Annotated in this window: 25 protein-coding genes; 12 read left to right on the top strand and 13 right to left on the bottom strand. The window is 55.6% G+C overall.

The genetic code is table 11. The annotated features are described in order from the left end of the window. Positions 1–199 precede the first annotated feature (199 nt). A complete protein-coding gene (locus NR201_RS01755; RefSeq protein ID WP_010670048.1) occupies positions 200–433 on the top strand; it encodes a hypothetical protein in 234 nt (77 codons plus the stop codon). Positions 434–584: 151 nt separating this feature from the next. On the opposite strand, the gene NR201_RS01750 is transcribed toward NR201_RS01755, so the two are convergent. Beyond that, positions 585–1,733: a sugar MFS transporter gene (locus tag NR201_RS01750; RefSeq protein ID WP_256849308.1), complete on the bottom strand. Its 1,149-nt coding sequence runs from the start codon at positions 1,731–1,733 to the stop codon at positions 585–587. Then, positions 1,730–2,269 (bottom strand): TetR/AcrR family transcriptional regulator, encoded by a 540-nt coding sequence (locus NR201_RS01745; protein ID WP_256849307.1) that lies wholly within the window; start codon positions 2,267–2,269, stop codon positions 1,730–1,732. The genes NR201_RS01750 and NR201_RS01745 overlap by 4 nt, the downstream gene beginning before the upstream one ends. A 542-nt stretch (positions 2,270–2,811) precedes the next feature. On the opposite strand from NR201_RS01745, the gene NR201_RS01740 reads away from it, so the two are divergent. After that, entirely contained in the window at positions 2,812–3,084 is a 273-nt protein-coding gene (locus NR201_RS01740; protein WP_010245525.1) for a hypothetical protein, read from the top strand. A 114-nt stretch (positions 3,085–3,198) separates the two neighbouring features. On the opposite strand, the gene NR201_RS01735 is transcribed toward NR201_RS01740, so the two are convergent. The 4 genes from NR201_RS01735 to treZ form a co-directional block, all read right to left on the bottom strand. Next, a complete protein-coding gene (locus NR201_RS01735) occupies positions 3,199–3,963 on the bottom strand; it encodes an SDR family NAD(P)-dependent oxidoreductase (protein ID WP_010245522.1) in 765 nt (254 codons plus the stop codon). A 126-nt stretch (positions 3,964–4,089) separates the two neighbouring features. Next, positions 4,090–6,165 carry a glycogen debranching protein GlgX gene (gene glgX, locus NR201_RS01730; RefSeq protein WP_010245519.1) on the bottom strand — a complete coding sequence of 692 codons (2,076 nt, stop codon included), beginning with the start codon at positions 6,163–6,165 and terminating at the stop codon, positions 4,090–4,092. Positions 6,166–6,224: 59 nt separating this feature from the next. Next, on the bottom strand, positions 6,225–8,753 hold the full coding sequence (gene treY, locus NR201_RS01725) for a malto-oligosyltrehalose synthase (RefSeq protein ID WP_256849306.1): 2,529 nt from the start codon (positions 8,751–8,753) through the stop codon (positions 6,225–6,227). Beyond that, a complete protein-coding gene (gene treZ / locus NR201_RS01720; protein WP_256849305.1) occupies positions 8,750–10,534 on the bottom strand; it encodes a malto-oligosyltrehalose trehalohydrolase in 1,785 nt (594 codons plus the stop codon). The genes treY and treZ overlap by 4 nt, the downstream gene beginning before the upstream one ends. A 425-nt stretch (positions 10,535–10,959) precedes the next feature. On the opposite strand from treZ, the gene NR201_RS01715 reads away from it, so the two are divergent. Continuing rightward, complete coding sequence (locus tag NR201_RS01715; RefSeq protein WP_033767119.1) at positions 10,960–11,256, top strand: hypothetical protein; 297 nt, start codon at positions 10,960–10,962, stop codon at positions 11,254–11,256. Between the two features lie 54 nt (positions 11,257–11,310). On the opposite strand, the gene NR201_RS01710 is transcribed toward NR201_RS01715, so the two are convergent. Further along, positions 11,311–12,567: a mechanosensitive ion channel family protein gene (locus NR201_RS01710; protein WP_010245507.1), complete on the bottom strand. Its 1,257-nt coding sequence runs from the start codon at positions 12,565–12,567 to the stop codon at positions 11,311–11,313. A gap of 222 nt (positions 12,568–12,789) precedes the next feature. Here NR201_RS01710 and NR201_RS01705 point away from each other — a divergent pair, with 222 nt between their 5' ends. Then, on the top strand, positions 12,790–14,448 hold the full coding sequence (locus NR201_RS01705) for a methyl-accepting chemotaxis protein (protein WP_256849304.1): 1,659 nt from the start codon (positions 12,790–12,792) through the stop codon (positions 14,446–14,448). 67 nt (positions 14,449–14,515) lie between these two features. Here NR201_RS01705 and katE read toward each other — a convergent pair whose 3' ends face one another. After that, positions 14,516–16,780, bottom strand: a complete 2,265-nt coding sequence (katE, locus tag NR201_RS01700) for a catalase HPII (protein WP_010245500.1) — start codon at positions 16,778–16,780, stop codon at positions 14,516–14,518. Between the two features lie 389 nt (positions 16,781–17,169). Between katE and zinT the strand changes: the two genes are divergently transcribed. The 3 genes from zinT to NR201_RS01685 all read left to right on the top strand — a co-directional run bounded on the left by zinT (position 17,170) and on the right by NR201_RS01685 (position 18,556). Beyond that, positions 17,170–17,817: a metal-binding protein ZinT gene (gene zinT / locus NR201_RS01695; RefSeq protein WP_010670057.1), complete on the top strand. Its 648-nt coding sequence runs from the start codon at positions 17,170–17,172 to the stop codon at positions 17,815–17,817. A 141-nt stretch (positions 17,818–17,958) separates the two neighbouring features. Next, complete coding sequence (locus NR201_RS01690) at positions 17,959–18,279, top strand: type II toxin-antitoxin system RelE/ParE family toxin (protein ID WP_010245489.1); 321 nt, start codon at positions 17,959–17,961, stop codon at positions 18,277–18,279. After that, a complete protein-coding gene (locus NR201_RS01685) occupies positions 18,272–18,556 on the top strand; it encodes a helix-turn-helix transcriptional regulator (protein WP_010245485.1) in 285 nt (94 codons plus the stop codon). The genes NR201_RS01690 and NR201_RS01685 overlap by 8 nt, the downstream gene beginning before the upstream one ends. Before the next feature lie 105 nt (positions 18,557–18,661). Here the strand turns inward: NR201_RS01685 and NR201_RS01680 are convergent, their stop codons facing one another. Beyond that, entirely contained in the window at positions 18,662–19,027 is a 366-nt protein-coding gene (locus tag NR201_RS01680) for an MmcQ/YjbR family DNA-binding protein (protein ID WP_010245482.1), read from the bottom strand. A gap of 101 nt (positions 19,028–19,128) precedes the next feature. Between NR201_RS01680 and NR201_RS01675 the strand changes: the two genes are divergently transcribed. Then, positions 19,129–20,139, top strand: coding sequence for a UV damage endonuclease UvsE (locus tag NR201_RS01675; protein WP_256849303.1), 1,011 nt, complete (start codon positions 19,129–19,131; stop codon positions 20,137–20,139). Here the strand turns inward: NR201_RS01675 and NR201_RS01670 are convergent. The 3 genes from NR201_RS01670 to NR201_RS01660 all read right to left on the bottom strand — a co-directional run bounded on the left by NR201_RS01670 (position 20,132) and on the right by NR201_RS01660 (position 22,277). After that, positions 20,132–20,995: a glucose 1-dehydrogenase gene (locus NR201_RS01670; RefSeq protein ID WP_191921232.1), complete on the bottom strand. Its 864-nt coding sequence runs from the start codon at positions 20,993–20,995 to the stop codon at positions 20,132–20,134. The genes NR201_RS01675 and NR201_RS01670 overlap by 8 nt on opposite strands. A gap of 64 nt (positions 20,996–21,059) precedes the next feature. Continuing rightward, on the bottom strand, positions 21,060–21,770 hold the full coding sequence (locus tag NR201_RS01665) for a manganese catalase family protein (protein WP_256849302.1): 711 nt from the start codon (positions 21,768–21,770) through the stop codon (positions 21,060–21,062). 249 nt (positions 21,771–22,019) lie between these two features. Further along, the gene (locus NR201_RS01660) at positions 22,020–22,277 is read right to left on the bottom strand and encodes a biofilm development regulator YmgB/AriR family protein (protein WP_022625723.1); all 258 of its coding nucleotides are present in this window, start codon (positions 22,275–22,277) and stop codon (positions 22,020–22,022) included. Positions 22,278–22,816: 539 nt separating this feature from the next. Between NR201_RS01660 and NR201_RS01655 the strand changes: the two genes are divergently transcribed. Next, a complete protein-coding gene (locus tag NR201_RS01655) occupies positions 22,817–23,041 on the top strand; it encodes a hypothetical protein (protein ID WP_010245468.1) in 225 nt (74 codons plus the stop codon). 109 nt (positions 23,042–23,150) lie between these two features. Here NR201_RS01655 and NR201_RS01650 read toward each other — a convergent pair whose 3' ends face one another. Then, a complete protein-coding gene (locus NR201_RS01650) occupies positions 23,151–23,402 on the bottom strand; it encodes a hypothetical protein (RefSeq protein ID WP_256849301.1) in 252 nt (83 codons plus the stop codon). Between the two features lie 335 nt (positions 23,403–23,737). On the opposite strand from NR201_RS01650, the gene umuD reads away from it, so the two are divergent. From umuD to NR201_RS01635, 3 genes are all read left to right on the top strand, one after another. Next, on the top strand, positions 23,738–24,157 hold the full coding sequence (gene umuD, locus NR201_RS01645) for a translesion error-prone DNA polymerase V autoproteolytic subunit (protein ID WP_010245460.1): 420 nt from the start codon (positions 23,738–23,740) through the stop codon (positions 24,155–24,157). A 2-nt stretch (positions 24,158–24,159) separates the two neighbouring features. Further along, positions 24,160–25,428, top strand: coding sequence for a translesion error-prone DNA polymerase V subunit UmuC (gene umuC / locus NR201_RS01640; protein WP_052271714.1), 1,269 nt, complete (start codon positions 24,160–24,162; stop codon positions 25,426–25,428). A gap of 151 nt (positions 25,429–25,579) precedes the next feature. Further along, positions 25,580–25,855 carry a hypothetical protein gene (locus tag NR201_RS01635; protein WP_033767133.1) on the top strand — a complete coding sequence of 92 codons (276 nt, stop codon included), beginning with the start codon at positions 25,580–25,582 and terminating at the stop codon, positions 25,853–25,855. Positions 25,856–25,932: the final 77 nt, after the last annotated feature.

Raw genomic sequence — 25,932 nt, 5'->3', positions numbered from 1 at the left:
TGAAATTTTATGAGTGCGTCGTTCGGCAGGATTATTCCTGGCAGGAAGCAGATAAAAAATCACGTCGGTTTAGTGCCACTACTGAATGGTAATTAAGCCTATTCTGAAAACAGCGTCAGCCGGATGATCCGGGCCGGCATTAAGGCTATTATCTTCGCGGTTCTGATGGGGTTGATTTATTAACTGGAGGCGCAGCGTGATGCGATTTGTTGATTTTCTGAATAGTAAGCAGGGGCTGCGTGCAGCAAGAAATCACTGCTTTGAATTAAATGGTGTGGTACTGGGCCATTTTACTGCGTTATTCCTGCATGATAACCAGATTATTTTTACCAAAGATGGTAAGCAGTGTGCTGTGCCTTATTATCTGGGTCCCGAAGAAGATTTGCTTCAGCAGAAAATAAATCCACGCATTAAAAATATTCGCGCGATCTGAATGGACGCCGCGATGAGTTTATCGCTTCAGCCATAACACCTGCGTAATATTTCCTCATTCCCCGGGCGATAATATTGGCACTGTCTGGTAAATAGCATCGACACTATTTCTAACTTCCCTGTTTTCTGCCAACCCATTCGTTTACGCCTGCTTATTTACCCGACTCGCTGCTGTTCTGCGCGGGCGCAATAAATAGCAACAGCAGGGCGCTGACCGCAAACAGCGTCAATGCCGTACTGGCACCCAAAGAGGCGTAGAGCTGACCAAACAGCAGCGATCCCGCTACCTGGCCCACCGCCAGCATAAAAAACAGGATGCCGACGCCGGTCGCCGGATCTTCAGCAGTGGCGCGTGCGCCCCACACCAGCAGCACGCCCGATAGCGTGACGTAACCTGCGCCACAGCAGGCAACCGCGATCGCTAAGCCGGTGGATTCGCCCCGACTCCAGGCCAGCACCAGCAGTGGCACTGCCATCCCGCACAGTGAGAGCCGGTATACACCCTTCAGCCCGATACGGGCAGCGACCGGCCCGGTTGCCGCACCCACGATGCCTGCGCCTCCGGCAATCAGCCAGAGTAAGCGGGCGGTCTCCTCATCAACACCGACATGCTGTCGCAGCAGCGCTGACCCAAAGCTCCACCAGGCTGCACTGACCAGACCCGAAATCAACGCAATACTCATCAGCCTATGCATGGAGCGGCGATACAGCCGCTGGTGCCAGTGACGCACTCTGGTGGAGTGACTGGCGGCGTCACCCGATAACACGCGCATCACCGGCAGCACACAGGCCAGCGACAGCAGAGCGAACAGCAGACAGGCGGCACGCCAGCCGCCGGGCAGAACGCTCAGGATGACCACCGTCAGGATAATGCCCGCGCTGGTGCCGGCATTGATCAGGGTATTGATGCGCGGCTGACCCGCAGCAGGGATTCGATCGCTGACCGCCGCCGCCAGGGCAGGTGAAGCCAGACCGGCACTCAATCCGGCAATAAAGAGTCCGGCCGCCAGCAGCAGCGTTGATGAGGCACAGGCGAGCAGCAGCAGACCCGCCGTCGCACTGAGTGAGGCCAGCAGCGCCGTCAGCCGGGTGCCATAGCGATCCGCCAGCGCGGCTGCGGTAAGAATGGTGAGGCAATATGCCACAAAGCTGCAGGCTGACAGCATACCCGCCTGCTGCGGGTTGAAGGGGATCTCCGCTGAGATAGCGGGCAGCATCAATCCCCATGAGAAGCGCGCCATGCCATAGGTCACGGCGATCAGGCTGAAGCCGGTCAGCGCCAGCGCGATGGGCGATCTCATCCTGTCGCCCTGTTCTGAAGCAACTGACTGACGACCTGCGCCGCCTGTTGAGCAGCGGCGGGACCGGTAATCAGTGCCGTGGTAATGGCACCCTCAAAGAGTATCCAGATAGCATCGCTCAGCGACTTGTCTTCAGCACCGCGCAGATGCGTCACACAATGGGTGATATAAGCCCGCATCGTGGTCCGGAAGGCCAGCGCCTGAGCGGCCAGTTCGCTGTCCCGCTCGGCATACTCTCCCCAGGCTTTAAGAAAGAAGCAGCCACGGGCACCGTTCGCTGCCGTCCACTCGCCCAGCACCCTGAACAGATGCGCTATCGCATCAGGCTGTTGCGGTGGCAGCAGATCGGCCATAAAGCGCTGCTCGCGCGCGTCGAGTACCGCTGCGGTCAGCGCTTCGCGTGAGGCGAAGTAATGATAAAGCGTGCGGGTAGAGACGCCCGCTTCGCGACAGATATTGTCGGTGCTGGTGGCGTGGAAACCGTGGGTGTAAAAGAGCCGCTCGGCGGCCTGGATGATATCGTTTCTCTTTTTCATGCTTTAAAAGTAAACCGATCGTTTTACTTTTTCAAGCCGGTCGCTGTTAATTACGCCCGCTGGTATTGATAAATCCCTGATGCCAGGGGAGCTGGCGTTCCGCTTAAAGGCACGCTGTGCACCGCTTTCACTCTTATTCAGGTTCAGTTTATCAATACTCATAAATACCCCTGCGGGGATGATATTTTTCAGCTTCTGCTCTAATCATATCTGAGTAGCGCGTCACCCCTGGCGCGCAGGTTGATTTTATAAGGTATTGTTTTTAAGGTATTGTTTTGATTTTTGCTTTTTTAATGATGCATTAGCAGTATAAATGTAAGCGGGGCGACAGTGAGGGTGAGGGCGTTACAGCGCGTGGAATGCCTGAAGCGACATAAGCAATGAAAAAGGGCATATTCTCAAAGTCAGCCAGACTCACGCAATAAAGTGGTTTTAGGGATAATTCTCAGTTAGTTTAATAAAGCTTCAGATTACAAAAAAAACCTCTTACGAATTTTGGTTCGTTTTTTAAGATACATACAGCAACTATCAGGATGACTACCATGCTCAAAGCCAGCTACTATTATCTGTGCCCGCGTCCCATGGGTGGATGGATTTTACACAAAGAAGGTTGCGTTAATCTGTCAAAGAACGATAAACGCGTTTTTATTGGTTCGCTTTATACCCGCCAGCAGGCGCTGGCCGTGGCGAAAGTCCATCACGCTAATGCCATACTCTGTAATGCCTGCCTGAGCACTTTTATTTGCCCGACCAGCAGCACGGCAATTAAACCTGCACGCGCGGCAACGCCAACCCGCCATACGCCAAAACATTAATTTGTATGCAGGGAGTTATTGTTCTGCTGTGGCAGAAGGATAATAAAGGGAATTAATGCTGCGGGCCGGTTAGAATAAAAAAAGGCAGCGTAAAGACGCTGCCCTGTTCTTTATTTAAGCCTGTTTAGGCTGGCCATTTGAAGCGGTAATTCCGCCATCAACCGGCAGATTAACGCCGGTAATATAACTGGCTTCATCGCTGGCAATAAAGAGAATGGCACGGGCGATATCATCCGCTTCACCGGCCCGGCGCAGTGGAATACGGTCGTAAAAGCGCTCCAGCAGCGCCTGATCCTGTTTGGCATCTTCGGTCAGATCGGTAAAGGTAAAGCCGGGACAGATTGCATTGACTCGTACGCCATCTGCGCCGTAGTCCATCGCCAGCGCACGGGTGAAGTTGGTAATCGCCCCTTTAGCCGCGTTGTAGATGCTCATGCCCCAGTCGCCGCCTAAACCGGAAACGGAAGAGATGTTAACCACGTTGCCTTTGCTCTTTAACAGGGCAGGCATGAAATAGTGTACGCCGTGGAAAACCCCATCAAGGTCAGTTTTCATCAGGGTTTTCCATGCGTCGAGATCGACTTCATGAATGCGGCCCTGCACGATGACGCCGGCATTATTTACCAGCACGTCAACACGGCCATACTTCTTCAGCACGGTTTCTGACAGCTGTTTAACCTGTGCGGCTTCTGAGACGTCGCAGGCAGCCACCAGGTGATCGCCTGGCGTCATGTCGGCCAGCGTCTCTTCCAGTTTCTGCGCGGTACGGCCCACCAGCACCACTGATGCACCCTCTTCAGCGAAGCGTTTTGCGCTGGCTTCGCCAATGCCGGATCCGGCACCTGTCACAACCACAACTTTCTGCGTAAATCTGGACATTATGCCTCCTTTTCAGCATCAATTCTCACTGTTAACAACCGGTTAAGCCTGGCAGCGATCGCCAGAAACACAAGCGCAGCGCGAAATGCGCTGCGCCAGATGACTGCTTTTTAACCGGGTGAGCGGCTATGGACGTCTGAACAGGGCGAAGCTGCGTCCTTCCAGTTCGAAATCCTTCTCTTTGGTGATCACCAGACCGCGCTTCGCGGTGTCGCTGGTGGTCAGTTCCAGCACCCAGCCGCCTTCACCAAACTGCGGGATCTGGAACGGTACATTGCCTTCAAACGGATTGAACAGCATCAGGACGTCGTGCCAGATGCCTTCCTCGGTCTGGAGGTCCGGTCGGCCGATATAAACCCCCAGCGTTGATCCCTCATCCCACTGCTCAGCCTGCTGGAAGCCGCCACCGGCGTTAAACCATTTGATATCCATGCCATCACGCCAGTTTTCACGGCGCAGTAACGGCTGCTGAGCACGTAACGTCAGGATCTGGCGGGTGAACTCGCGCAGCGCCTCGGCAGATTCCGGCAGGTTATCCCAGTGTACCCAGGAGATTTCGCTGTCCTGGCAGTAGCCATTGTTGTTGCCCATCTGGCTGCGGCCAAACTCGTCGCCCGCCAGCAGCATTGGCGTACCGTGTGAGAAGATCAGCGTGGCGAGGAAGTTGCGCTTCTGACGCTCGCGCACCGCGTTGATGCCTTCATCATCGGTCGGGCCTTCAACTCCGTAGTTGTAGGAGCGGTTGTCGTTGTGGCCGTCGTTGTTGTCTTCGCCATTCTCCGCGTTATGTTTGTCGTTGTACGACACCAGATCGTTGAGGGTGAAGCCATCGTGTGCGGTGATAAAGTTGACGCTGGCCCATGGACGACGACCGTGCTGATCGTAGAGATCGCCGGAACCCAGCAGGCGGGCGGCAAAGTCTGTGGAGACGTTGTTGCCTTTCCAGTAGTCACGCACCGTATCGCGATACTGATCGTTCCATTCTGCCCAGCCTGGCGGGAAGCTGCCCACCTGATAGCCGCCCGGGCCGATATCCCAGGGTTCACCAATCAGCTTTTTCTGCGACAGGACCGGGTCCTGCATGATGGCATCGAAGAAGCCGCCGCGCGGGTCAAAACCATCAGGCTCGCGACCGAGAATGGTACCCAGATCGAAACGGAAGCCGTCGATATGCATTGATTCTGACCAGTAACGCAGCGAATCGAGCACCATCTGCAGCACACGCGGATGCGAGGTGTTGACGGTGTTACCGGTACCGGTGTCGTTGATGTAATAGCGATGCTGGTCTGGCAACGTACGGTAATAGGAGAAGTTATCGATGCCTTTAAACGACAGCGTTGGCCCCAGCTCATTCCCCTCGGCGGTGTGGTTGTAGACCACGTCGAGGATCACCTCAATACCGGCATCATGGAAGGCTCGCACCATGTCACGGAAGCCCTGAATGCCGCGCGGCCCAAAGTAGCGGGTGGCGGGTGCAAAGAAGTTCAGCGTGTTATATCCCCAGAAGTTTTTCAGCCCTTTATCCAGCAGGTGCTGGTCATCCGGGAACCAGTGTACCGGCAGCAGTTCGACCGAGGTAATGCCCAGGCTTTTAATGTAGTCGACGGTCGATTTGTGGCTCATGCCGTCAAAGGTGCCGCGCATTTCAGGTGGCAGGGCGGTGTTGAGCTGCGTGAAGCCCTTAACGTGGGTTTCATAGATAACGGTTTTCGGCCACGGCACATTCGGGCGGTTTTTATCCTGCCAGTCGAATTCGTTGGGATCGATCACCCGGCACTTTGGCGTAAACGGCGCGCTGTCGCGGCTGTCGAAGGTCAGATCTTTATCGTCATGATAGAGATCGTAAGCGAAGTGCGCTTCGTTCCACGCGATGTCACCCGCCAGTTCACGGGCGTAGGGATCGAGCAGCAGCTTGTTCGGGTTAAAGCGATGACCATTTTCCGGGTCATAAGGGCCATAGACGCGATAGCCATAAAGCGCGCCGGGCTGCAGGCCCGGAATATAGCCGTGCCATACTTCATGGGTATATTCCGGCAGCTCCAGACGGGCAATTTCCGTTTTACCGCTGGGATCGTACAGACAGAGTTCAACCCGCTCGGCGTGGGCGCTGAACAGGGCGAAGTTCACGCCCTGACCATCAAAGTTGGCCCCCAGTAAATGGCTGTATCCCGCCGTAATTTCAAAACGCTGACTGTTTGACATTTATGCCTCGTTATTCAATGAACAGATTGACGCGTAATAAAAAAAGTTCTTTCCGGAATTCACTGTGCCACCAGCACGGCACACCACTGCGATGCCAGCCCGGTAAGCGGCAACTGGTCGCCCGCAGCCACCGTTTTACCGGTCAGCACATCCTGGTAGCGGCGCTGGCTCAGTGCGGTGGGCAGCGCAATGACCGTGTCAGCCCAGCGCGCAGCGGGCGGCTGGTCGAGATTCTCCGGAAGCTGGTTAAAGACCCGGCGTGACACAACCACTATCACCGCCTGATCCTGTTTGGTGCGGGCAAAGGCCAGCACATTATTCTGCTGCTCGCCCTCTGCCGACAGTGCCAGATAGTCACCGTGGCGGAACAGGGCAGGCTGCTGCTGACGCAGTGTCAGCAGCGTCACAATCGCCTGCTGATTGACCTGACCACGCAGCCAGTGCGCCTCGCTGCCGTCGTGCTGTGGCGCGTTAAGCATCGCCGCCAGCGCGTCGAAATCGGGTTCGCGGCGGTTATCCGGATCGACCAGGCTGAAGTCCAGTGCCTCGCTGCCCTGATAAATATCGGGTACGCCAGGCGCGGTAAGCTTCACCACAGTCTGGGTCAGACTGTTGACCAGACCGGCACGCATAAAGGGTTGCAGCGACTGGCAGAAGTCATTGAGGAAGGTGCTGCTGGCGGGCGCAAGCAGGTGACGGGCATAGTCCAGCACCGCCTCTTCGTAGGCGTCGTTGTTGTCGGCCCAGTCGGTACGCAGCTTGGCTTCACGCAGCGCTTTTTCCACATACACCACAAAGCGGGCTTCCAGCGCCGCCAGACCTTCCGCATCCTGCGGCTGCAGGGTGGTTGGCCAGACGCCGGCCAGCGCTTCATACAGCATCCATTCCACGGCCGGTTCGGGTGCCGGACCATCTTTCAGGCGTACGACCTGATCGTGGTTCATCTCCCGCCAGCGGTTGACGCAATCCGCCCAGCGTTGCGGCGCTTCGGTAAGGGTATAGAGTCGCGCACGCGCATCTTCACCGCGCTTGGTGTCGTGCGTAGAGGTGCCCGACAGCGCATCGGGCTGATGTTCGCGCCGCGCCTGCATTTCAGCGTGAAACTGATCCAGCGAGAAGTGGCGCGCCAGCGGTTCAGCGCCGACTTCATTCAGCGCCAGCGCCATGTGCTGACGGAAGAAGAGGGTATCTTCCACCGATTTCGCCATCAGCGGTCCGGTCAGCTGCTGGAAGCGGGTGCGGAATTGCGTGGCATCGTCGCGAGCGGAGTCGGCAACCTCTGCGCGCAGAATATGGGTCAGGAAATCAAGCGCCTGACTGTCGGGCGCATGGGCACTGGCTTTCACCTCGCTGACCACCTGTTGCAACAGCGCGGTGTCGGCTGGGGTCAGGCCCTGCGGCGTACCGTAGGTGCGATAGACCGGGAACGCCACCAGCAGTTCACGCAGCGCATTCTTCAGTTCCGCTTCCGGCTGTGGCGTGCCTTCTGCGTCGGCAATCTTCAGTGCCAGCTGCAGTAACCGGTTAAATTCACCGGCAAAATTGCGGTTTGCCATCAACAGTTTGGCGGCGCGCAGCTCCGCTTTCATATCAACGGTTTTACCGATGACGGCCTGATACGCTTTGCGCAGTCCGCTCAGCTGATCGCTGTCGACCAGCAGATTGGCGAGTGCGGCCATAAATTCATATCCGGTGGTGCCGGAAACGGGCCATGCATCAGGCAGCTGTTCATTGTCACCCAGGATTTTCTCCACGGTGAGATAGCAGTCGGGACCGGCAGCCTGGCGTAACTGTTCCAGATAGCCGTGCGGATCGGCCAGGCCATCCACGTGGTCGACGCGTAATCCCTGCACCGCACCGCTGTGAACCAGTTCCAGGATCAGCTGATGCGCGGCATCAAAGACCGTTTTGTCTTCCACGCGCACGCCTGCCAGACCGGTGACTTCAAAGAAGCGACGGTAGGAGAGATCGTTGGGCGCATCGCGCCACGACATCAGCCGCCACGGCTGCTGGTCATGCAGCTCAGCAATCTCTGCCGCGTCGCGCAGGGCGTGCACCGCTTCTTCCCGATCCTGCCAGGTCTCAGGTGCCAGCGGATAGAAATTGTCGAAGTAGGCCAGCGCCGGTTTGCCGGTCTGCGGATCGCGCTTCACGCTGATCTCGCCGTTGGCCAGCACCGCCTCAAAGGTGTCACCGAGGAACGGCAGCGTCAGGCGGCGTGACCAGTCGATATCGAAGTAATGCGCATAGCGGCTCTGTTCGCCATGCTCAATGACGTCGCGCCACCACGGGTTCTCCAGCGAGGCGGCCATATGGTTAGGCACGATGTCGAGGATCAGCCCCAGCCCGGCCGCTTTCAGCGCGGCAGCCATACGATCAAATCCTTCACGGCCGCCAATCGATGGCTCGATCTGGTTAACGTCGGTCACGTCATAGCCGTGGGTCGACTCAGCGGTGGCGCTGAAGATCGGCGACGCGTAAAGATGGCTGATACCCAGCTGTTTCAGGTAGGGCACCAGCGCCGCCGCACGGTCAAACGTCATGCCGTTGCGGAACTGGATGCGGTACGTTGCGGTTGGAATATTCATTCTGCTTCTCTCTTAGCCAGACGTACCACGATAGCGTTGGGAATCAGTTCGCTGGCGGCCTGCGGCCAGGCAAACAGCGTTTCGCCTGGCAGATCGGGGATCGGCTGTGTGCTGTTGCCGACGTTCAGCGCCAGTGACAGCGTGCCCTGCGGGAAGTCCCAGCGCACCGCGAGGAAACCTTCCGCCGTTTTCACCACCTGACCGGCATCGCCACCGGCGGTCTGCAACAGCGGCACGATATGTTGCTGACGCAGGGCCAGCAGCTGACGCGTCAGCGCCAGCCACTGCTGACCTTCCGGCGTTTCTGTTCGCTGCCAGTTAAGCTTCGACTGTTCAAAGGTGGTGACATCGTTAGGATCCGGCACAGTTTCGCCGTGACCGGCATGGCCTTCAAACTCTCTGGCGCGACCTTCACGCACCGCTTTGGCCAGATCGCCGTGGAAATCGGTGAAGAACAGGAACGGCCGGCTTTCGCCATACTCTTCACCCATAAACAGCAGCGGAATATGAGGCGAGACCAGTAACATCGCCAGCAGCACCTGGGTGCGCTCTGCGCCGGCCAGGCTGATGAGCCTTTCGCCCTGCGCACGGTTGCCCGTCTGGTCATGGTTCTGGATGAAGTCGACAAAGGCGACCGGCGGCTGGCTGCTGCTTTTCACGCCGCGTGGCTCGCCCGACTGCGGCGAGACTTCGCCCTGATAGACAAAGCCTTCTGCCAGCGCCCGCGCTACCCGCTGTTCCGGCTGGTCGGCGAAATCCTGGTAATAGGCGTGGCTTTCACCGGTTGCCAGCACATGCACGGCGTTGTGGAAGTCATCGTTCCATTCGCCGGTAAACAGCGGAGCGTCCCCGTTTTCGTCACGCGGATGCAGGAAGGTGACGTTACGGCAATCTTCGGTGGTCAGATGAATAGGGCGATCGGTAATCGAGGCGCGGATGCGCTCAGCAATGTCAATCAGCACATGCTTGTCGCTGGGATCGTCAATCTGATCGATGGCGTCAAAGCGCAGGCCATCCAGATTAAACTCCTGCAGCCAGTAGAGCGGCGCTTCCACGATATAGCGGCGCACCGCATCAACGTCATAGGCGATACCGGCGCCCCACGGCGTCTGGCGCGCTTTGTGGAAGAAGTCTGGTGAGAGCAGCGGCAGATAGTTGCCCTCCGGGCCGAAGTGGTTCAGCACGATATCCAGCACTACCGACAGACCGTGGCCGTGTGCTGCGTCAATAAAGGCTTTAAAATCATCGGGTGTACCGTAGGCGGCATGCGGTGCATAGAGCAGCACGCCATCGTAGCCCCAGCCGCGATTACCGCCGAACTGCGACACCGGCAGCACTTCAATCATGGTAATGCCGGTTTCAGCCAGCGTTGGCAGCTTCTCAATCGCCGCCCGGAAGGTGCCCTCAGTCGTAAAAGTGCCGATGTGCAGTTCATACACCACCGACTCCTGCCATGGACGACCCTTCCAGCTCGTGTTCTGCCACAGATAAGCGTCAGGATCGATCACCAGCGACGGGCCATTGACCTCTGCTTTCTGAGCGCGGGCGGCGGGATCGGGCACCGCTGTACCATCGGCCAGCACAAAATCATATTCGGCATTGGCTGCCACACCAGCGACCTGAGTTTCAAACCAGCCGTCAGCCTGCGGCGTCATCTCAATGTCTTTACCGGAGAGCCGCAGCGTCACGCGTTGCTGACCGGTTGCCCAGAGGCGGAAACGCACCTCGTCGCTGGCAACCCGTTCAGCGCCCCAACTTTTAAAAAAAGATTTGGATTCCATTCAGTTGCCTCATTTAGCCTGGAAATGCGCGATGGTGGCCACCGCACGAAAAGGATGTCGATGACGCAAGCGTCAAAAAATCTTAAAGCTATCAGCGAGACCAGGAGGCCAGGTGGGCTGGCGCGTCTCTTCAGTCAGAAAGCCGGACTGGTATTCAGCGTGGTGTGGCGGAAAACGGGCCGTGAGACCGCTTCCACGCGGCATACAGAGAGTAATCATAGACTAAGATGTTGCAATCGCAGGGCGGCGGGAGGTGGAGAGGCATTAATTTGCGTTAATTGCTGTGAATCTGCATCCGGCGGGCGAAAGCAGGAGCCAGGCGCAGAAAAGCCTGCCGGATGGCGCCGATTCGCTATAAGCTTATGCGCGATGGCGCAGGTCGCTCCGGATGACCTGCGGCGCTGGACACTTCAGAAGGATGTTACGTGAGGAAAAGAGTTCTGTTAGCCGCGTTGTTGTTGCTGGTCTCCGCCTGTTCTAACCGGGTCGGACACAGGCTGGACAGCAGTAATCTGCAGCAAATTCATGCCGGTCAGACCACTAAAGCCCAGCTGATCGCGCTGTTTGGTCAGCCTGACAGTGAAACACCTTACCCGGACGGGCAACGGTTGCTGAAGTGGACCTACAGCGAGGCGCGCACCCTGAATACCACCGAAGGGCAGACGCTGACCGTGCAGATGAAAAATGACAAAGTGCTGAACTATGCGCTGAGTAAAAGTTAATGCGCTGAGCAAACGTGAATCACGGCGGCGGCAGATCGCCACCGCGCATTCTGGTTACTGCCCGCCGCTCTGCTGTGCATCCCGGCTGTCGGGGCGCGGCTGAGCCAGACGGGCAAAATCGGATCCTGCCGGATGCTGATAGATCTGCAGCTCAAAGTGGCGGGCCATCGCGTAGATATACTCAAAAATCGCTGCCTGAGTATTTTCGTAATCGGCCCAGAAAATAGAGGAGGTGAAGCAGTAGATCTCTACTGGCAATCCATCCGGCGACGGTTTCAGCGGTCGCACCACGATATACATCTCTTTCTGAATGTCGTCACGCTGCGCCAGCCAGGCGGTCAGGTATTTACGGAACACCATCAGATTGGTGATACCGTTCTCCATAAACCAGCGGTCGCCCACGGCATTGATATCACGTCCATCCAGCAGCTCAGTGATCGATTCGCCAGCAAGGCGGATCTGGCTCATCGCCTGCAGCATCTCCTGATTCACAAAGGTGATCGACTTCTGATCAAGATAAAAGCTGCGCATGATGCGGCGTGCGCCCGAAGAGAACATCGCCTGCCAGTTGGTGTAGGTCTCGGTCAGGAAGTTCTTGGTCGGGATGCGCGAAATGGTGTTGTCCCAGTTGCGGATGGTGATGGTATGCAGGGCAATATCGATCACTTCACCGCTGATATTTCTGTCCGGCATCTCAATCCAGTCGCCCAGTTGCAGCACATCGTTAGAGGAGAGCTGAATATTCGCCACCAGCGACAGCAGCGTATGCTGGAAAATCAGCATCAGCACCGCGGCGACCGCACCCAGCGAGGAGATGATAATCGCCGGCGACTTGTTGGACATAATCGCCAGAATCATGATCGCGGCAATAATATGCACCAGAATTTTGCCGATCTGGATATAGCCTTTGATCGAGTGATTCTTGCGTTTTGATTTGCGCGAATAGGAGTTGTTAACAATCTCCAGCACTTCGTTGAAGAAGATCGACAGATAGACAAAAAACAGGATGCCGCAGATGGTCTGAATCGCCACTTTCAGATTTTCAGGCAGGCCCGGCATAAACTGCAGGAAATTGTAGACCACAATCACCGGCACAAAATTTGACAGCTTCTGAGAGAGGCGGACATCTTTATCCAGCGGCACGCCCTTTTTGTGGCTGCTGAAAAAGACCTTCCTGATCACTTTGACGATGAAAAATTTGCAGATCAGGTGAGTGACCATCCCGGCCATAATCAGCAGCAACAGGCTGAAGCTGATCGACAGTACCCTGTTTCCCTCAATAAAACTCATCAGACTCTGAATGTAATGCATGATAACCACGTGCAAAAAAGATAAGGGGCGAATTCAACCACAGCACGGGGACGGTTGTTAAGCGCCGAATGCGTTCAGGTAGAGCCGCACCGCTTTTTTTGCGTAACGGCGCGCTGGCAGCACCCTCCATCCTGCGGATTGTTACCTTCTCTGGTGCAACACTCAGATAAACGCCGCGCTGGCCGATAACAGCTTTATCTCCTCTGATATGAGCCTGCGGACATGCTTAAAAATCTTAAAATCACTCACGGTATCGCTGCTGTTCTGGTGGTCTTTGTGGCGTTACTGACCCTGACCGGATTTCTGTTCTATAACGGCGTATCAAAAGCCGACAAAAACTTCGTGGCGGCAGAGCAGCTTACGCTGCAGCAGCAGCATCTGAGTGACGCGGTAAAAACCCTGATTAAAACCCGCGTCACCATCAACCGTGTGGCAATCCGTTTCCTGAAAAATCAGCAGGATCCAAAATCACTGGCGGCCATGGCTGCGCTGCTGGAGCAGGCTGGAACGTCAGCCGCTGCTGCCGATGCGGACTTCAAGGCCTGGCAGGCGCTGCCGCGCAAAGAGGGCCAGGGTGAAGCCCAGGCGACGCAGGTGCAGTCAGCCTATAAGCAGATGCGTGACACCATGCTGGCCTCGATTACCTTTCTGAAGCAGGGCAACTACGCGGGCTACGGCAACCTTGAAGCGCAGGCGGCGCAGGACCAGCTCGACAGTGCTTATGAGGCCTGGCGGGCGGTGAATATCCAGTTGATGAAAGCGTCCTCGGAGCATAACCAGCGTAGCCTGACAGATGCGCTCTGGGCGCTGCTGACTATCGGCCTGATTACCGGCGTGATTGGGGTCGCGGTCTGGATTGGGCTGCAGAAATTGCTGATTGGCCCACTGGGCAGGCTGACTGGCCATATGCGCGCCATTTCAGGCGGTGATCTGACCTCCGATATTCAGCATGAAGGCCGCAATGAGATGGGCCTGCTGATTCAGGAGCTGCAACAGATGCGCGATGCGCTGGTGGTGACCATTACCTCGGTCGATGACGCCACCCGCTCTATCTTTACCGGTGCAGCGGAAATCTCTGCGGGCAGCACCGATCTCTCTTCCCGTACCGAACAGCAGGCTGCCGCGCTGGAACAGACCGCAGCCAGTATGGAGCAGCTCACCTCAACGGTGAAACTCAATGCAGACAATGCGCAGCAGGCGACCACGGTAGCGAAAGAGGCTTCAGCCACGGCCATGCAGGGCGGTGAGACTGTCGCCCGGGTCATCGCCAATATGGATCAGATCAGCGAAAGCTCGACTCAGATTGCCGGTATCATCGCCATTATCGACAGTATTGCCTTCCAGACCAATATTCTGGCGCTGAACGCCGCCGTTGAAGCCGCGCGTGCCGGTGAACAGGGTCGTGGATTTGCAGTGGTAGCGGGTGAAGTGCGCTCGCTGGCCGGACGCAGCGCCAGCGCTGCCCAGGAGATCCGGGGACTGATCGACCGCTCAGCTGAGCGAATTAAAACCGGTGCCGGTCATGCCTCTCAGGCGGGCGTCGCGATGGAGAGCATCGTGACGTCGGTGAGTCGTGTCACCCAACTGATCGAAGAGATTGCGGCCTCCTCGACTGAACAGACCCGTGGCATTGAGCAGGTCTGCAAAGCGGTCTCGGAAATGGATGGTGTGACGCAGCAGAACGCCGCGCTGGTGGAGGAGTCCGCGACTGCCGCCGCCTCACTGGAAGAGCAGGCGAGCTACCTGCGTAAAACGGTATCGGTATTCAAAACCGGCACTCTGCAGGTGGCGTTCTCTGCTGCGCCGGTGGCGAAAGCCCTTGCCGTGCCAAAACTTCAGCCTGCCCGCCTGGCGGACAACGATAACTGGCAGACCTTCTGATAAAAAAAACCGCCCCAAGGGCGGTTTTTTATTTTGTGACGCGGCATGCGGCATCGTGCCGCTGACATCAGGCCGGGACGGACTGTGCCTTCTGGCTGCGCGACCAGACGCGGTGCGCTTTCATCGCCTGAGTGAACTCAGACATCAGCGCGCTCTCCGCCGAGTCGCCCTGCACAATACCTTCTTCCTGATCCGCATCTTCCAGACCGAACTGCGCTTTAAAGCGACGCGCTTCGCCCACCAGACCAATCACCTTGAGGTGCTTGTAGGCTTCCAGCAGGAAGTAACGGGCATCGCCGCTCAGCAGCAGGGCATCGATATTGCCATCCGGCACCATCACCGCATCAAAGGTCAGAGAGGGCAGACCGGCGAACGTCGCATCGACCGGCAGCACTGAACCGTCATCGGCGCGCACCTGGCCCATATGCGGAGCCAGCAGTTTGGCGTGAACACCCACCGCTTTCAGCGCCTGCAAAATCGCCAGCACATCAGCCGCCTTCACACCATCACTGAGCAGCAGTGCGACCTGGCGACCTTTGATCTCGCCATCCGGAATGGCGTAGAGGCTCAGGCTGTCATCTTTGGTCAGGCCATTCACTGGCGCAGGCGGCTGAATGTTGAGCTGCTCATCCGTCAGAGCCAGCCCCAGGTTATCCGCCACGCCCTGCGCCAGTTTAGTATCGATGCGTGCCAGATGATCCACCACACGCTCACGGATATAAGCACGCGCCACTTTACTCAGTTCAAACGAGTAGGCGCCAATGATGTGCTGCTGCTCGACTTCAGTCTGGCTCAGCCAGAACAGGCGCGGCTGCGCATAGTACTCACCAAATGAGGGGCTGCGCTCGCGCACTTTATGGCCCTCAATCCGCTCCTGATAGCTCTCGAAGCCGCCGCCTTCTGCAGCAGGTGGGGTTTCACGCGGCCAGTTATCGTTGATCGAGTTCGGCTCGTAGTTCGCCGGATTGGTGTCGATATCCTGACGATGCATGCCCTGACGCTGGAAGTTATGGTACGGGCAGGTCGGACGGTTGATCGGGATCTCATGGAAGTTCGGTCCGCCCAGACGACTGATCTGCGTATCGGTATAGGAGAATAGACGACCCTGCAGCAGCGGATCGTTGGAGAAATCGAGGCCCGGCACGATATGGCCTGGGTGGAACGCCACCTGCTCGGTTTCAGCAAAGAAGTTGTCCGGGTTACGGTTAAGTACCATCTTGCCGACAATCTCAACCGGCACCAGCGCTTCCGGGATCAGCTTGGTGGCATCCAGAATATCGAAGTCAAATTTGAACTCATCCTCTTCCGGGATCAGCTGCAGGCCCAGTTCATATTCCGGGAAATCCCCCGCTTCAATGGCTTCCCACAGATCGCGGCGATGGAAATCGGGATCGCGACCGGTCAGTTTCTGTGACTCGTCCCACAGCAGCGACGCTTTACCGGCCACCGGCTTCCAGTGGAAACGGACAAAGGTCGCTTTACCTTCTGCGTTAATCAGGCGGAAGGTGTGAATACCAAAACCTTCCATGGTGCGATAGCTGCGCGGAATACCCCGGTCAGACATCGCCCAGATAACATTGTGCATGGTTTCCGGCTGCAGAGAGACGTAATCCCAGAAGGTGTCATGGGCGCTCTGGCCCTGCGGGATTTCGTTATGCGGTTCCGGCTTAACGGCATGCACAAAGTCAGGGAATTTATGCGCATCCTGAATAAAGAACACCGGCGTGTTGTTGCCCACCAGGTCAAAGACACCCTCTTCGGTGTAGAACTTGGCGGCGAAACCGCGAATGTCACGCACGGTATCAGCCGATCCGGCACCGCCCTGAACTGTAGAGAAACGCACGAAAACCGGCGTGGTCTGCTCGGGATCGCTGAGGAACTGCGCTTTGGTCAGATCTTTCAGGGAGCGGTAAGGCTGAAAATAGCCATGTGCGGCTGAGCCACGGGCATGAACAATACGTTCCGGGATACGCTCATGGTCAAAGTGCGTGATTTTCTCACGCATAATAAAGTCTTCCAGCAGCGTCGGACCGCGCGAACCGGCACGCAGTGAGTTTTGATCGTTGGCGATGCGTGTGCCCTGGTTGGTGGTGAGGGCGCGGTCGGTGCCGTTTTTGCGGCTGGCTTCAAGCTGGTCAAGTTTGGCGTTGTGCGTCTGAGGCGCTTTCAGGCTGCCTGGGGCGGTGGGCTGCTTGCCTGGCGGAGTCGGTTCGGCTGGGGGCTGATGCGAACCATCTTTTGGTGCCAGTGAACCCAGACCCGGCTCTGAGGATTCCGGACCGGTGGTCGGGGCGCGCTCGCTCAGGGGTTTCTTCTCTGTTTCTTTCGACATTAATTCATGCTCCAGCTGTTATTTTACTTTCGACGACACTAAATATAGAACAACCTGAACAATACTGAGGTTAAATCGGGCATTTAACTGTGACGACTGTGCCTTTTTTGTCCGCCAGAAATGCGCACTTATCTCTCAGTCCAGATTATCGCTTCGCTTATTCATGCCTTGTGCCGTCTGGCTTAACGGCATTCCAGCCCGCGCCTGCTATACGGAAAGTGTGCTTTCAGAGGATGCAGAATCTGCCGCCGCAGGAGGTGCTCATTGCCTGATGCAGGGCGTTAACCGATTAATAAAATTAATGCTGGCGTTTGCTGCTTTTGGTTGAAGTTAGAAATGTTATATCATAACATTTCATTTTGTAACGTTGACCGGGGTATCAGACTTTGATGAATCATGCAGGTAAATGGATTGGGCTACTGGGCGCACTGTTAGTCAGCCAGCCGTCGCTGGCACATGGCACGCATGCACATGGAAAACCGTTGTCAGCCCTGGAGCAGAAAGCGGCAGAAGGGGTTTTTGCTGACAGCGATGTGAAAGATCGTCCGCTCGCTGACTGGGATGGCCTGTGGCAGTCGGTTTATCCGCTGCTGCAAAGCGGGGAGCTGGACCCGGTCTGGCAGAAGAAAGCGCAGCAGGATCACAGCAAAACGGCAGAGGAGTATAAAGCGTATTACCGCAAAGGCTACGCCACCGACGTCGATACCATCGGTATTGAAAATGGCGTGATGGAGTTCCACATCGGCGACCAGGTCAGCGCCTGCCACTACCGGTATGCGGGCCACAAAATCCTGACCTATGCCTCAGGTAAAAAAGGGGTGCGCTACCTGTTTGAATGCCAGGACGCGGGCAGCAAAGCGCCGAAATATGTGCAGTTCAGCGACCACACCATCGGGCCGCGTAAATCTGCCCATTTCCATATCTTTATGGGCAACGATTCTCAGCAAGCCCTGCTGGCGGAGATGGATAACTGGCCGACCTATTACCCTTACCAGATGATGAACTCACAGGTCGTGGATGAGATGCTGCACCACTGAGTGCCGTGATCGGTGTCAGATGCCCCGCGGATCAGAGCTGTTTCGCAAGGATAGCGACTGGATTCATTTCCCCCGTTTGAGGAAATACAGATCCTTGAGTTAAGTTAACTCATGAGTTAACTTAACTCCAACGGAGGATCTATGTTTGAGATAACGATACACAAGGACGCGCTCACTGAAATTAAGGCAATGCCAGAGATGCTCCGGGCTAAGCTGGCCCGGCAAATAGATAAACTGGCTGCCCGTGGAACTGATTTGAGAGAGCCGGATACCAAACCGTTAGGGTCGGGTTTTTTTGAGCTCAGGGCGAAGGCCAATGAGATTGGGCGAGCGGTGTATGTTTACCAGAAAGGCAGACGTATTTTTATCCTGAAAGCTTTTGTGAAAGAGACAAAGAAAACGCCAGCAGCAGTCATGACGGCAGCGGCGCACCGTTTAGAGGAGATGTTAAACGATGAGTAAGAAATCAGTTGCGTGGACGACGGCCCGCAAAGAAATTTTATCTGATCCGGCTGTTCGCGAACATTACGAGGCAGAAGTTCGGGCAGAGCACCTGCGCGAGCAGTTAGCCAAATGGCGGGAAAGCGCCGGAATGACCAGCGCTCAGGTCGCGGAGGCGCTCGGTGTCAGCCCGTCGGCAGTGTCACGCACCGAGCGTCGCGCAGATAAAGCCACAGTTGAAACACTCGCCCGCTATGCCCGTGCCTGTGGCGTTGAAAATCCCCAGATCTCTCTTTGATTGAGAGATGACGGCAGGTGCCAGAACAATGCTGGCCCTGCTATTTATCTTGCCTGCTATCAAGCAAACTTTCTTTCCGGTGCACACGTATCCCCTCCACGGGTTTTATCCCACCCAGGCCGGGCGGCGCGAGGCGGGTATACCCTTAACCACACGCTGATACGAATCCTCTACCAGCTGCTGAATCAAGCCAGGCGAGAGGTCGTCACCGGGATAGGCCGTGATCCAGTGACGTTTATTCATATGATAACCGGCGGTGATCGAGGGATAGATCACCCGGTGCAGCTCCGCCTGCTGCGGTTCGCATTTCAGGGTGATAATCGGCACACCCCGCAGTTCGGTCAGCAGTAAAAACACTTTTCCACACACTTTATAGACCTGATGTTCCGGCCCGAATGGATAGCTGCATTCAGCGGCGGGCAGCCGCTCAGCCGCTTCAATGGCGATGCGCTGGATCTCATGGCCCTGCATAGTGAGTCTCCCTGTAATTATTCAGCCTGAGTCTGCGGCCCGCGACTGGCTGGTCGCCAGGGGCCTGTTACACTTCTGATAAGCATAAATCAGGAGCAGACATGAAATTAGGCTTTGCATGTAAGTATCTCAACAGCGATGGCAAACAGTTTTTCCCGCTTCGCGCCACCACCCGTAAACGGTTTCTGAGTTTATCGCACGATGAACGTCATCAGCTGATCTATGAGATTACCGTCACTAACCTCTACAATCTCTACCTGACGCTTGAGCATCTGGCCACCTTACCTGAGCCACTCAGGATGATGCGTATTGGCAGCGATCTGTTACCGCTCTATACGGTCCCCGAGGCCACGCCACTGTTCACCGCATTTCTGCCCGAACTCTATCCGCTCTTTGCCCGCTGTGGCGAGCTGGCGCGGGCGCATCACATCCGGCTCTCATTCCATCCAGGACAATATACCGTGCTCGCCTCCGATAATCCCGATGTGGTAGTGCGAGCGCTGGAGGATGTGGAGTATCACACGCTCTGCGCCTGTCTGATGGGATATGGCAAGACCTTCCAGGATTTTAAAATCAACATTCATATGAACGGCAAGGCGGGATTCGACGGTTTCAAACGGTCGTTTAATCAGCTCAGCCCGGAAGCGCGGCGGATGCTGACGGTGGAAAATGATGAGATCTCCTGCTCGCTGGATGACGTGCTACAGGCAGCACCGCTCTGTCCGGTGGTGCTGGATATTCACCATCACTGGGTAAAAGAGAGTGAGTTTATTCAGCCGGATGACGCGCGTGTTGCCAGAGTGATCGATTCGTGGCGCGGCGTGCGGCCGGTGCTGCACTATTCGATTTCGCAGGAGGGGATGATTCCGCAGGAGGGCTGGCCCGATCAGCAGCAGCTGGGCGTGAGCAAAAGCAAACTGCGGGCGCACTCTGACTACTTCTTTAATCCGACGCTGAATGCATGGGCACTGTCGTTTCAGGATTTCGATATCATGTGCGAAGTGAAAATGAAGAATCTGGCGCGGGAACAACTCTACCAGTGGGGGATAACACAGAAGCTGATAGCTAATCCCCTGGCCGAAGCGACCAGGGAATCGGCGAACGTTAAATAATGGCCACACCGCCCGTCACGGCGATGGTCGCACCTGAAATGTAGCTGGCTTCATCACTGGCCAGCATCACATAGGTTGCAGCCAGTTCTGCAGGCTGACCGGCACGCTGCAGCGGCACTTCGCTGCCAAAGTTCTTCACCTGTTCAACCGGCATGGTCGACGGGATCAGTGGCGTCCAGATAGGGCCGGGCGCGACCGCATTGGCACGGATACCTTTTTCAGCCAGTAAGGCTGCCAGGCCGCCAGAGAAATTAACGATGGCGGCTTTGGTGGCGGAGTAGGCGAGCAGCTTCGGTTTCGGCTGGTCAGCATTGATCGAGGCCGTATTAATGATCGATCCACCAGCAGGCATATGCCGTGTTGCCGCTTTAGTGATGTAAAACATCGCGTAAAGGTTGGTCTTCATGGTCCGGTCAAACTCTTCGTCGCTGATCTCATCCAGCGATTCGCGCGTCATCTGATACGCCGCGTTGTTCACCAGAATATTAATCTCACCAAAGGCTTCGACGGCTTTATCGACCAGGGCGTTGCAGTGTGACGCCTCAGTAATATCGCCAGGCACCAGAACCGCTTTCTGTCCCGCTTCTTCAACCAGCCGGGCGGTATCCTGCGCATCCTCATGTTCATCAAGATAAGAGATCAGGACATCGGCCCCTTCCCGGGCAAAGGCAATGGCGACGGCCCGGCCAATGCCGGAATCGCCACCGGTAATAATGGCTTTTTTCCCCGTGAGGCGGCCGGAGCCCTGATAACTCTGCTCGCCGTGATCGGGCTGAGGCTGCATCGCCGCGGTTTTACCCGGTGGCGTTTGTTGCTGTTCGGCAAAAGGGGGTTGCGGGCGTTGAGTCGATGACATGACTATTCCTCCGTCAAAAGGTGGGACAAGCCTGTCAGGGCATCAAACCCTGACAGGCGAGTCATTACAGTTTCGGTGGTGTGACACCGTCAATCTGCTCAGACTGCGCACCAGAACCGGGACGGGCATTGCCGAGCAGCGGCTCATCACCCAGAATCTCTGGCTGCTGTTTCGCGCTGAACTGACCATGGCCATCGTAAGCCGGGCCACTGCTCCAGCGACCTTCCGGCAGCGGTTTATCCAGCGAGGTATTCAGACAGTAGTAAGAGTGCTCCTGCGCCTCATGCTCCTGCGGGAAGCTGTTCGGGATCGGCAGCGACGCGTTCAGTCCGCCCATCTCTTCGATCACCGCCAGCCACTGCTGCTGGTGCATAGTGTCACGGGCGATCAGGAAGGAGAGGAAGTCCTTCATGCCCTTGTCTTCCGTCATGTTGTAGAGGCGGGTAGCCAGTACGCGGCCCGTGGCTTCTGCGGTGACGTTAGCCAGCATATCGGCCGCCACGTTGCCGGAGGCATAGATATGACTCATATCAAAAGGCATGCCGTTGGCGTTAACCGGCATCGCTGCCAGACCGGAAGAGAGGATATGGCGCGGGTTCATTCCACCCAGAATTGCATTAACTACCGGATCTTTCGCTGACGCTTCCAGGTAAGAGAGCGGGGCGCCTTCAAGGTTAAGCGCCACGGCGTAGCCCAGCATTTCGATATGGCTCAGCTCTTCGGTAGCGGTCGAGATCAGCAGATCACGAATCCGCACATCACCGCGCGCGCCCATCGCCTGGACACAGATATCGGATAAATAAAGCGAAACGACAGCAAATAACCGCAATTTCAGGTTGAATAAATGGCGAAAACGGTGTTTTCCGGAGCTATATCTGGTCCGGTGGGGCAGACAATCTTAGCGGTGTGAAGGGGACAAGTGATTCAGAGCAGGAGAAATAAAAAAAGCCCCATAACAGGGGCTGATTCCGGACGGGAAAAGCATCCATGCTAATTCGCGTTCCCTCATAACAGACACAGATTTTTAGCTGTCGCTGGTCGCCGAAGCGCGCTGCAGAACATGTTCAAGCGCCTGACGGTAAATATCCTGCTTAACCACGTCACGCTCACTCTCCAGGCGGTGAATCAGGCCCAGCACAATGTCTTTATCGGAGACATGGGTTTTCGCATGGGCGAGTTCGGCATGGACTGCGGCGATAACCTGTTTTTCAGTGGTCAGCGCTGTGCCAGAGTTCATGAAGTAATCAGAAATCTGAGACTCTGTATTCATCGTTGTTTGCATGTCAGGCCTCATAAGAAATTGGGGGAAGAACGCGTCGATTCAGATCCGGTCACCGGCTGACGCAAAAAAAAATGCATCTGAAGGTGGAAATCCACAACACCTTCAGATGCGGTGCAAAGCACCTTTCGTTACAAGTGATTTAACATCACGAGACAAAGTTATACAAGAATCGCAAAGTTGTACAATGAAATTTGACAAAATTTAACTGGTCGGTGGTGTATATAAAAAGCATGTTTAAAGTGAAAAAAGAGGTTTTCGATGGTTAATTGAATAAATACAGTGAGTTGGTGAGGTTTTCAGAGGGGTGCGATTTTCAGACCAGCAGGCTGGGGATTGTGCTGACGACACATCAACGCGTTAAAACCGCTTTTTTCCGCAGATTTCAGCCAAAGTTGTACAGGTTTCAGCGCTGGAAAAGTGGCGGGTGCGATTGTGCTGCTGCAATCCTGGCCGTCTGACAGGCCATGCCGCATAATTCACTTCCCACGCCTGATGCAGAAGGCTAAGGTTGACCCCTTATTTATCACAAGGAAATGATCATGGTTCACGACTATTTCGCAATTCCGCCTGCGGGCATGACTCAGGAACAACATAAACGTTCGGTCGCCGTGGCTGCTGCTCTGTCAGTGGCAAAGGAGTCCGTCAGCGCCTCCACCTCTGCAACCGGCTCAAAAACCGCCTGGGATCTGCAGGCCGTGGCGAATGAAGTTGCTAATCTGGCCGACGCGATTCAGGATGCGCTGGAGAGTGACAGCGAGGTGTAAACACTAACCGGTATCGTCTGAGGCTGCTGCGGAGGCGGTGCAGGACAGGGCGGTGGCAGCGTTCAGGAGCCGGTAAAGTCCGGCAATCGGACGCTGCCGGAAAATCCGCTTATTCCATTGCGGGTGGCTCATATTTAATATACTGACGCAGGGCATCATGGATAGCCTGGTTATTGCCCTCTTCCAGACCGCGTTCGGCATACTCTTTCGCCAGCGCCGCCAGTACATCGTCAAACTTCCCTTTGTAATTGAGATTATTCAGCGCAATTTGCTGACCGAGTATCGTTTTTAATACCGTAGTCTCAACCGTTAACTGCGCAACTGCCTCTTCCAGATGTTTGATTCGATCGTCGTCTGCCATAACCCCTCCATGCTTAAAAAAGCAGAATAACCAGCCCGCCCGTAATATTCAAACCTCTCCGAATGCCAGAGAAGCGTTGTCAGATTTTCCTTAAGTAAAAATAATCAGCCGGTGAATTTATAAGATTCTTTACTGTAAGAAGAAATCGACGCTATTCCGGCAATGCGGCGAAAGTAACCCGTTTCCGCTTACTCTGACGGCAATGCGAAAAAACGTTTAAAAAAAAGTGCATTACCATCAACCCTTTCGCTTAAAGATGTTCCATGTCACTTGATTAAAAGGGGGATTAGCTATTACTGTGTTTATATACAGTAATCTGAAAAAGGAGCGAAATTATGGAATTCATTAAACCTGCGGACATTCGTGCCGTTATGCCTTTACCGCTATATATCGAACGTGTGCCGTGCGGGTTTCCATCCCCGGCGCAGGATTATGTCGAACAACGTATTGATCTCAATGCGCTGATGGTCCAGCACCCCAGCGCCACCTATTTTGTCCGGGTCAGCGGCGAGTCAATGATTGAGGCGGGCATCAATGATGGTGACATGCTGGTGGTCGACAGTTCACTCACCGCCTCACACGGCGATATTGTGGTCGCCGCGGTCGAAGGTGAATTCACCGTTAAACGTCTCCAGCTTCATCCCTGCCTGCAACTGATGCCGATGAATACCAAATTTAAACCGATCGCTATCCAGACCGAAGATGCGCTGGAGGTGTTTGGCGTTGTGACCTTTGTTATTAAAGCGACCCACTGACCATGTTCGCGCTGGTCGACGTAAACAGCTTTTACGCGTCGTGTGAGACCGTTTTCCGGCCTGATCTTAAAGGTAAACCGGTAGTAGTGCTGTCGAACAACGACGGCTGCGTGATTGCGCGCAGCGCCGAGGCAAAGAAAGTCGGCATCAAAATGGGCGCGCCCTATTTTAAGATGCGTGAAGAACTAACGCGTCACGCGGTGCAGGTCTTCAGCTCAAATTATGCGCTCTACGCCGACATGAGCCATCGGGTGATGACCATACTGGAAGAGATGGCGCCGTCGGTGGAGATCTACTCGATCGACGAGGCGTTTATGGATCTCACCGGCGTGCAGAACTGTATGGCGCTGGAGACCTTTGGTCGCCAGGTCAGAGAACGAATAGGCAAAGAGACCCATCTGACCGTGGGCGTCGGCATTGCACAGACCAAAACGCTGGCCAAGCTGGCGAATTTTGCGGCCAAAAAGTGGAGCAAAACCGGCGGCATTGTCGACCTGTCGGACCCTGAACGACAAAAAAAGCTGCTGGCGCTGATTGATGTGGCGGAAGTCTGGGGCGTGGGTCATCGGATCGGCAAACGGCTCAACGCCATGGGCGTCATGACGGCGAAAGATCTGGCCGATCAAAGCACTGAGGCTATTCGCAAACAGTTCAGTGTGGTGATGGAGCGCACCGTCAGAGAGCTGCGTGGCGAATCCTGCCTGGAGCTGGAGTCAGTGACGCCGGTAAAACAGCAAATCATGTGTTCGCGCTCGTTTGGCAGCCGTATCTCCGACTACGATCAGATGCGCGAGGCTGTCTGCGCGTATGCCGAGCGCGCGGCGGAGAAGCTGCGCCGTGAGAATCAATATTGCCGTCAGGTAGGGGTATTTGTGCGCACCAGTCCGCATGCGACTGACGAACCCTTTTATGGCAATCAGTCGATGGAGCAACTGCTGATTCCGACGCAGGACACACGCGACATCATCAGAGTTGCAATGGCGTGTCTGGATAATATCTGGATTGAGGGACATCGCTATATGAAGGCGGGCATCGTGCTGGGGGATTTTTTCAGCCAGGGCGTGGCTCAGTTTGATCTGTTTGACGAACATCAGCCACGCCGCAATAGCGAAGAGCTGATGAAGCTGATCGACACAGTCAACAAGCTCGGTAGCGGGAAGCTGTGGTTTGCCGGGCAGGGGATCAACAAAGCCTGGTCGATGAAACGCGAGATGCTGTCGCCTGCCTATACCACCCGGATAACCGATCTACCTGTGGTTGCGCTTAAGTGAAGGCTGACCCGATGTTCCTCTGCTGCTGAAGCCGCGGCCTCTGCTAAAAGCTTTTTTTATCACGCGATTAAAGTGGCAGGAAGTTATGCTTTTCCTGACCCGGTGAGTAGTTTTTCATCGGGTATTTTAAGCAAATTACCAGGTAAATATAATGGATTTCAGGCAGTTTGAAGCCAGAGTGATGCTCTGGCCCGCAATACATTTCACAGCAATCATAAAATCCCGCCATCATGACGAATATGAGATTTATGCGATCGACGATAACAGCAATATAAAAACCCGACTCTTTCTATGTTTTGCTGACAATGAAAACCACGCCAGCCTGCTTATTAAGCAATTTACGTTATGGCTGATAAAAATAAACGCGCTGAAGCGCAGCCAGCAGCGGGAAAAAGGCCGCACAGAGACAACATCCTTATCTGAATGAACCGCGTCCGGCTTGCACCGCAGACCAGACGGCGGCTGGTCAGACAGCGGCGAATCATATTAATGCGTCCGGGAAAT

The organism is Pantoea sp. Fr-CA_6 (genome assembly GCF_024520895.1).
Classification (GTDB): Bacteria; Pseudomonadota; Gammaproteobacteria; order Enterobacterales; family Enterobacteriaceae; genus Pantoea; species Pantoea agglomerans.
This window is presented reverse-complemented; position numbering and strand designations above follow the sequence as displayed.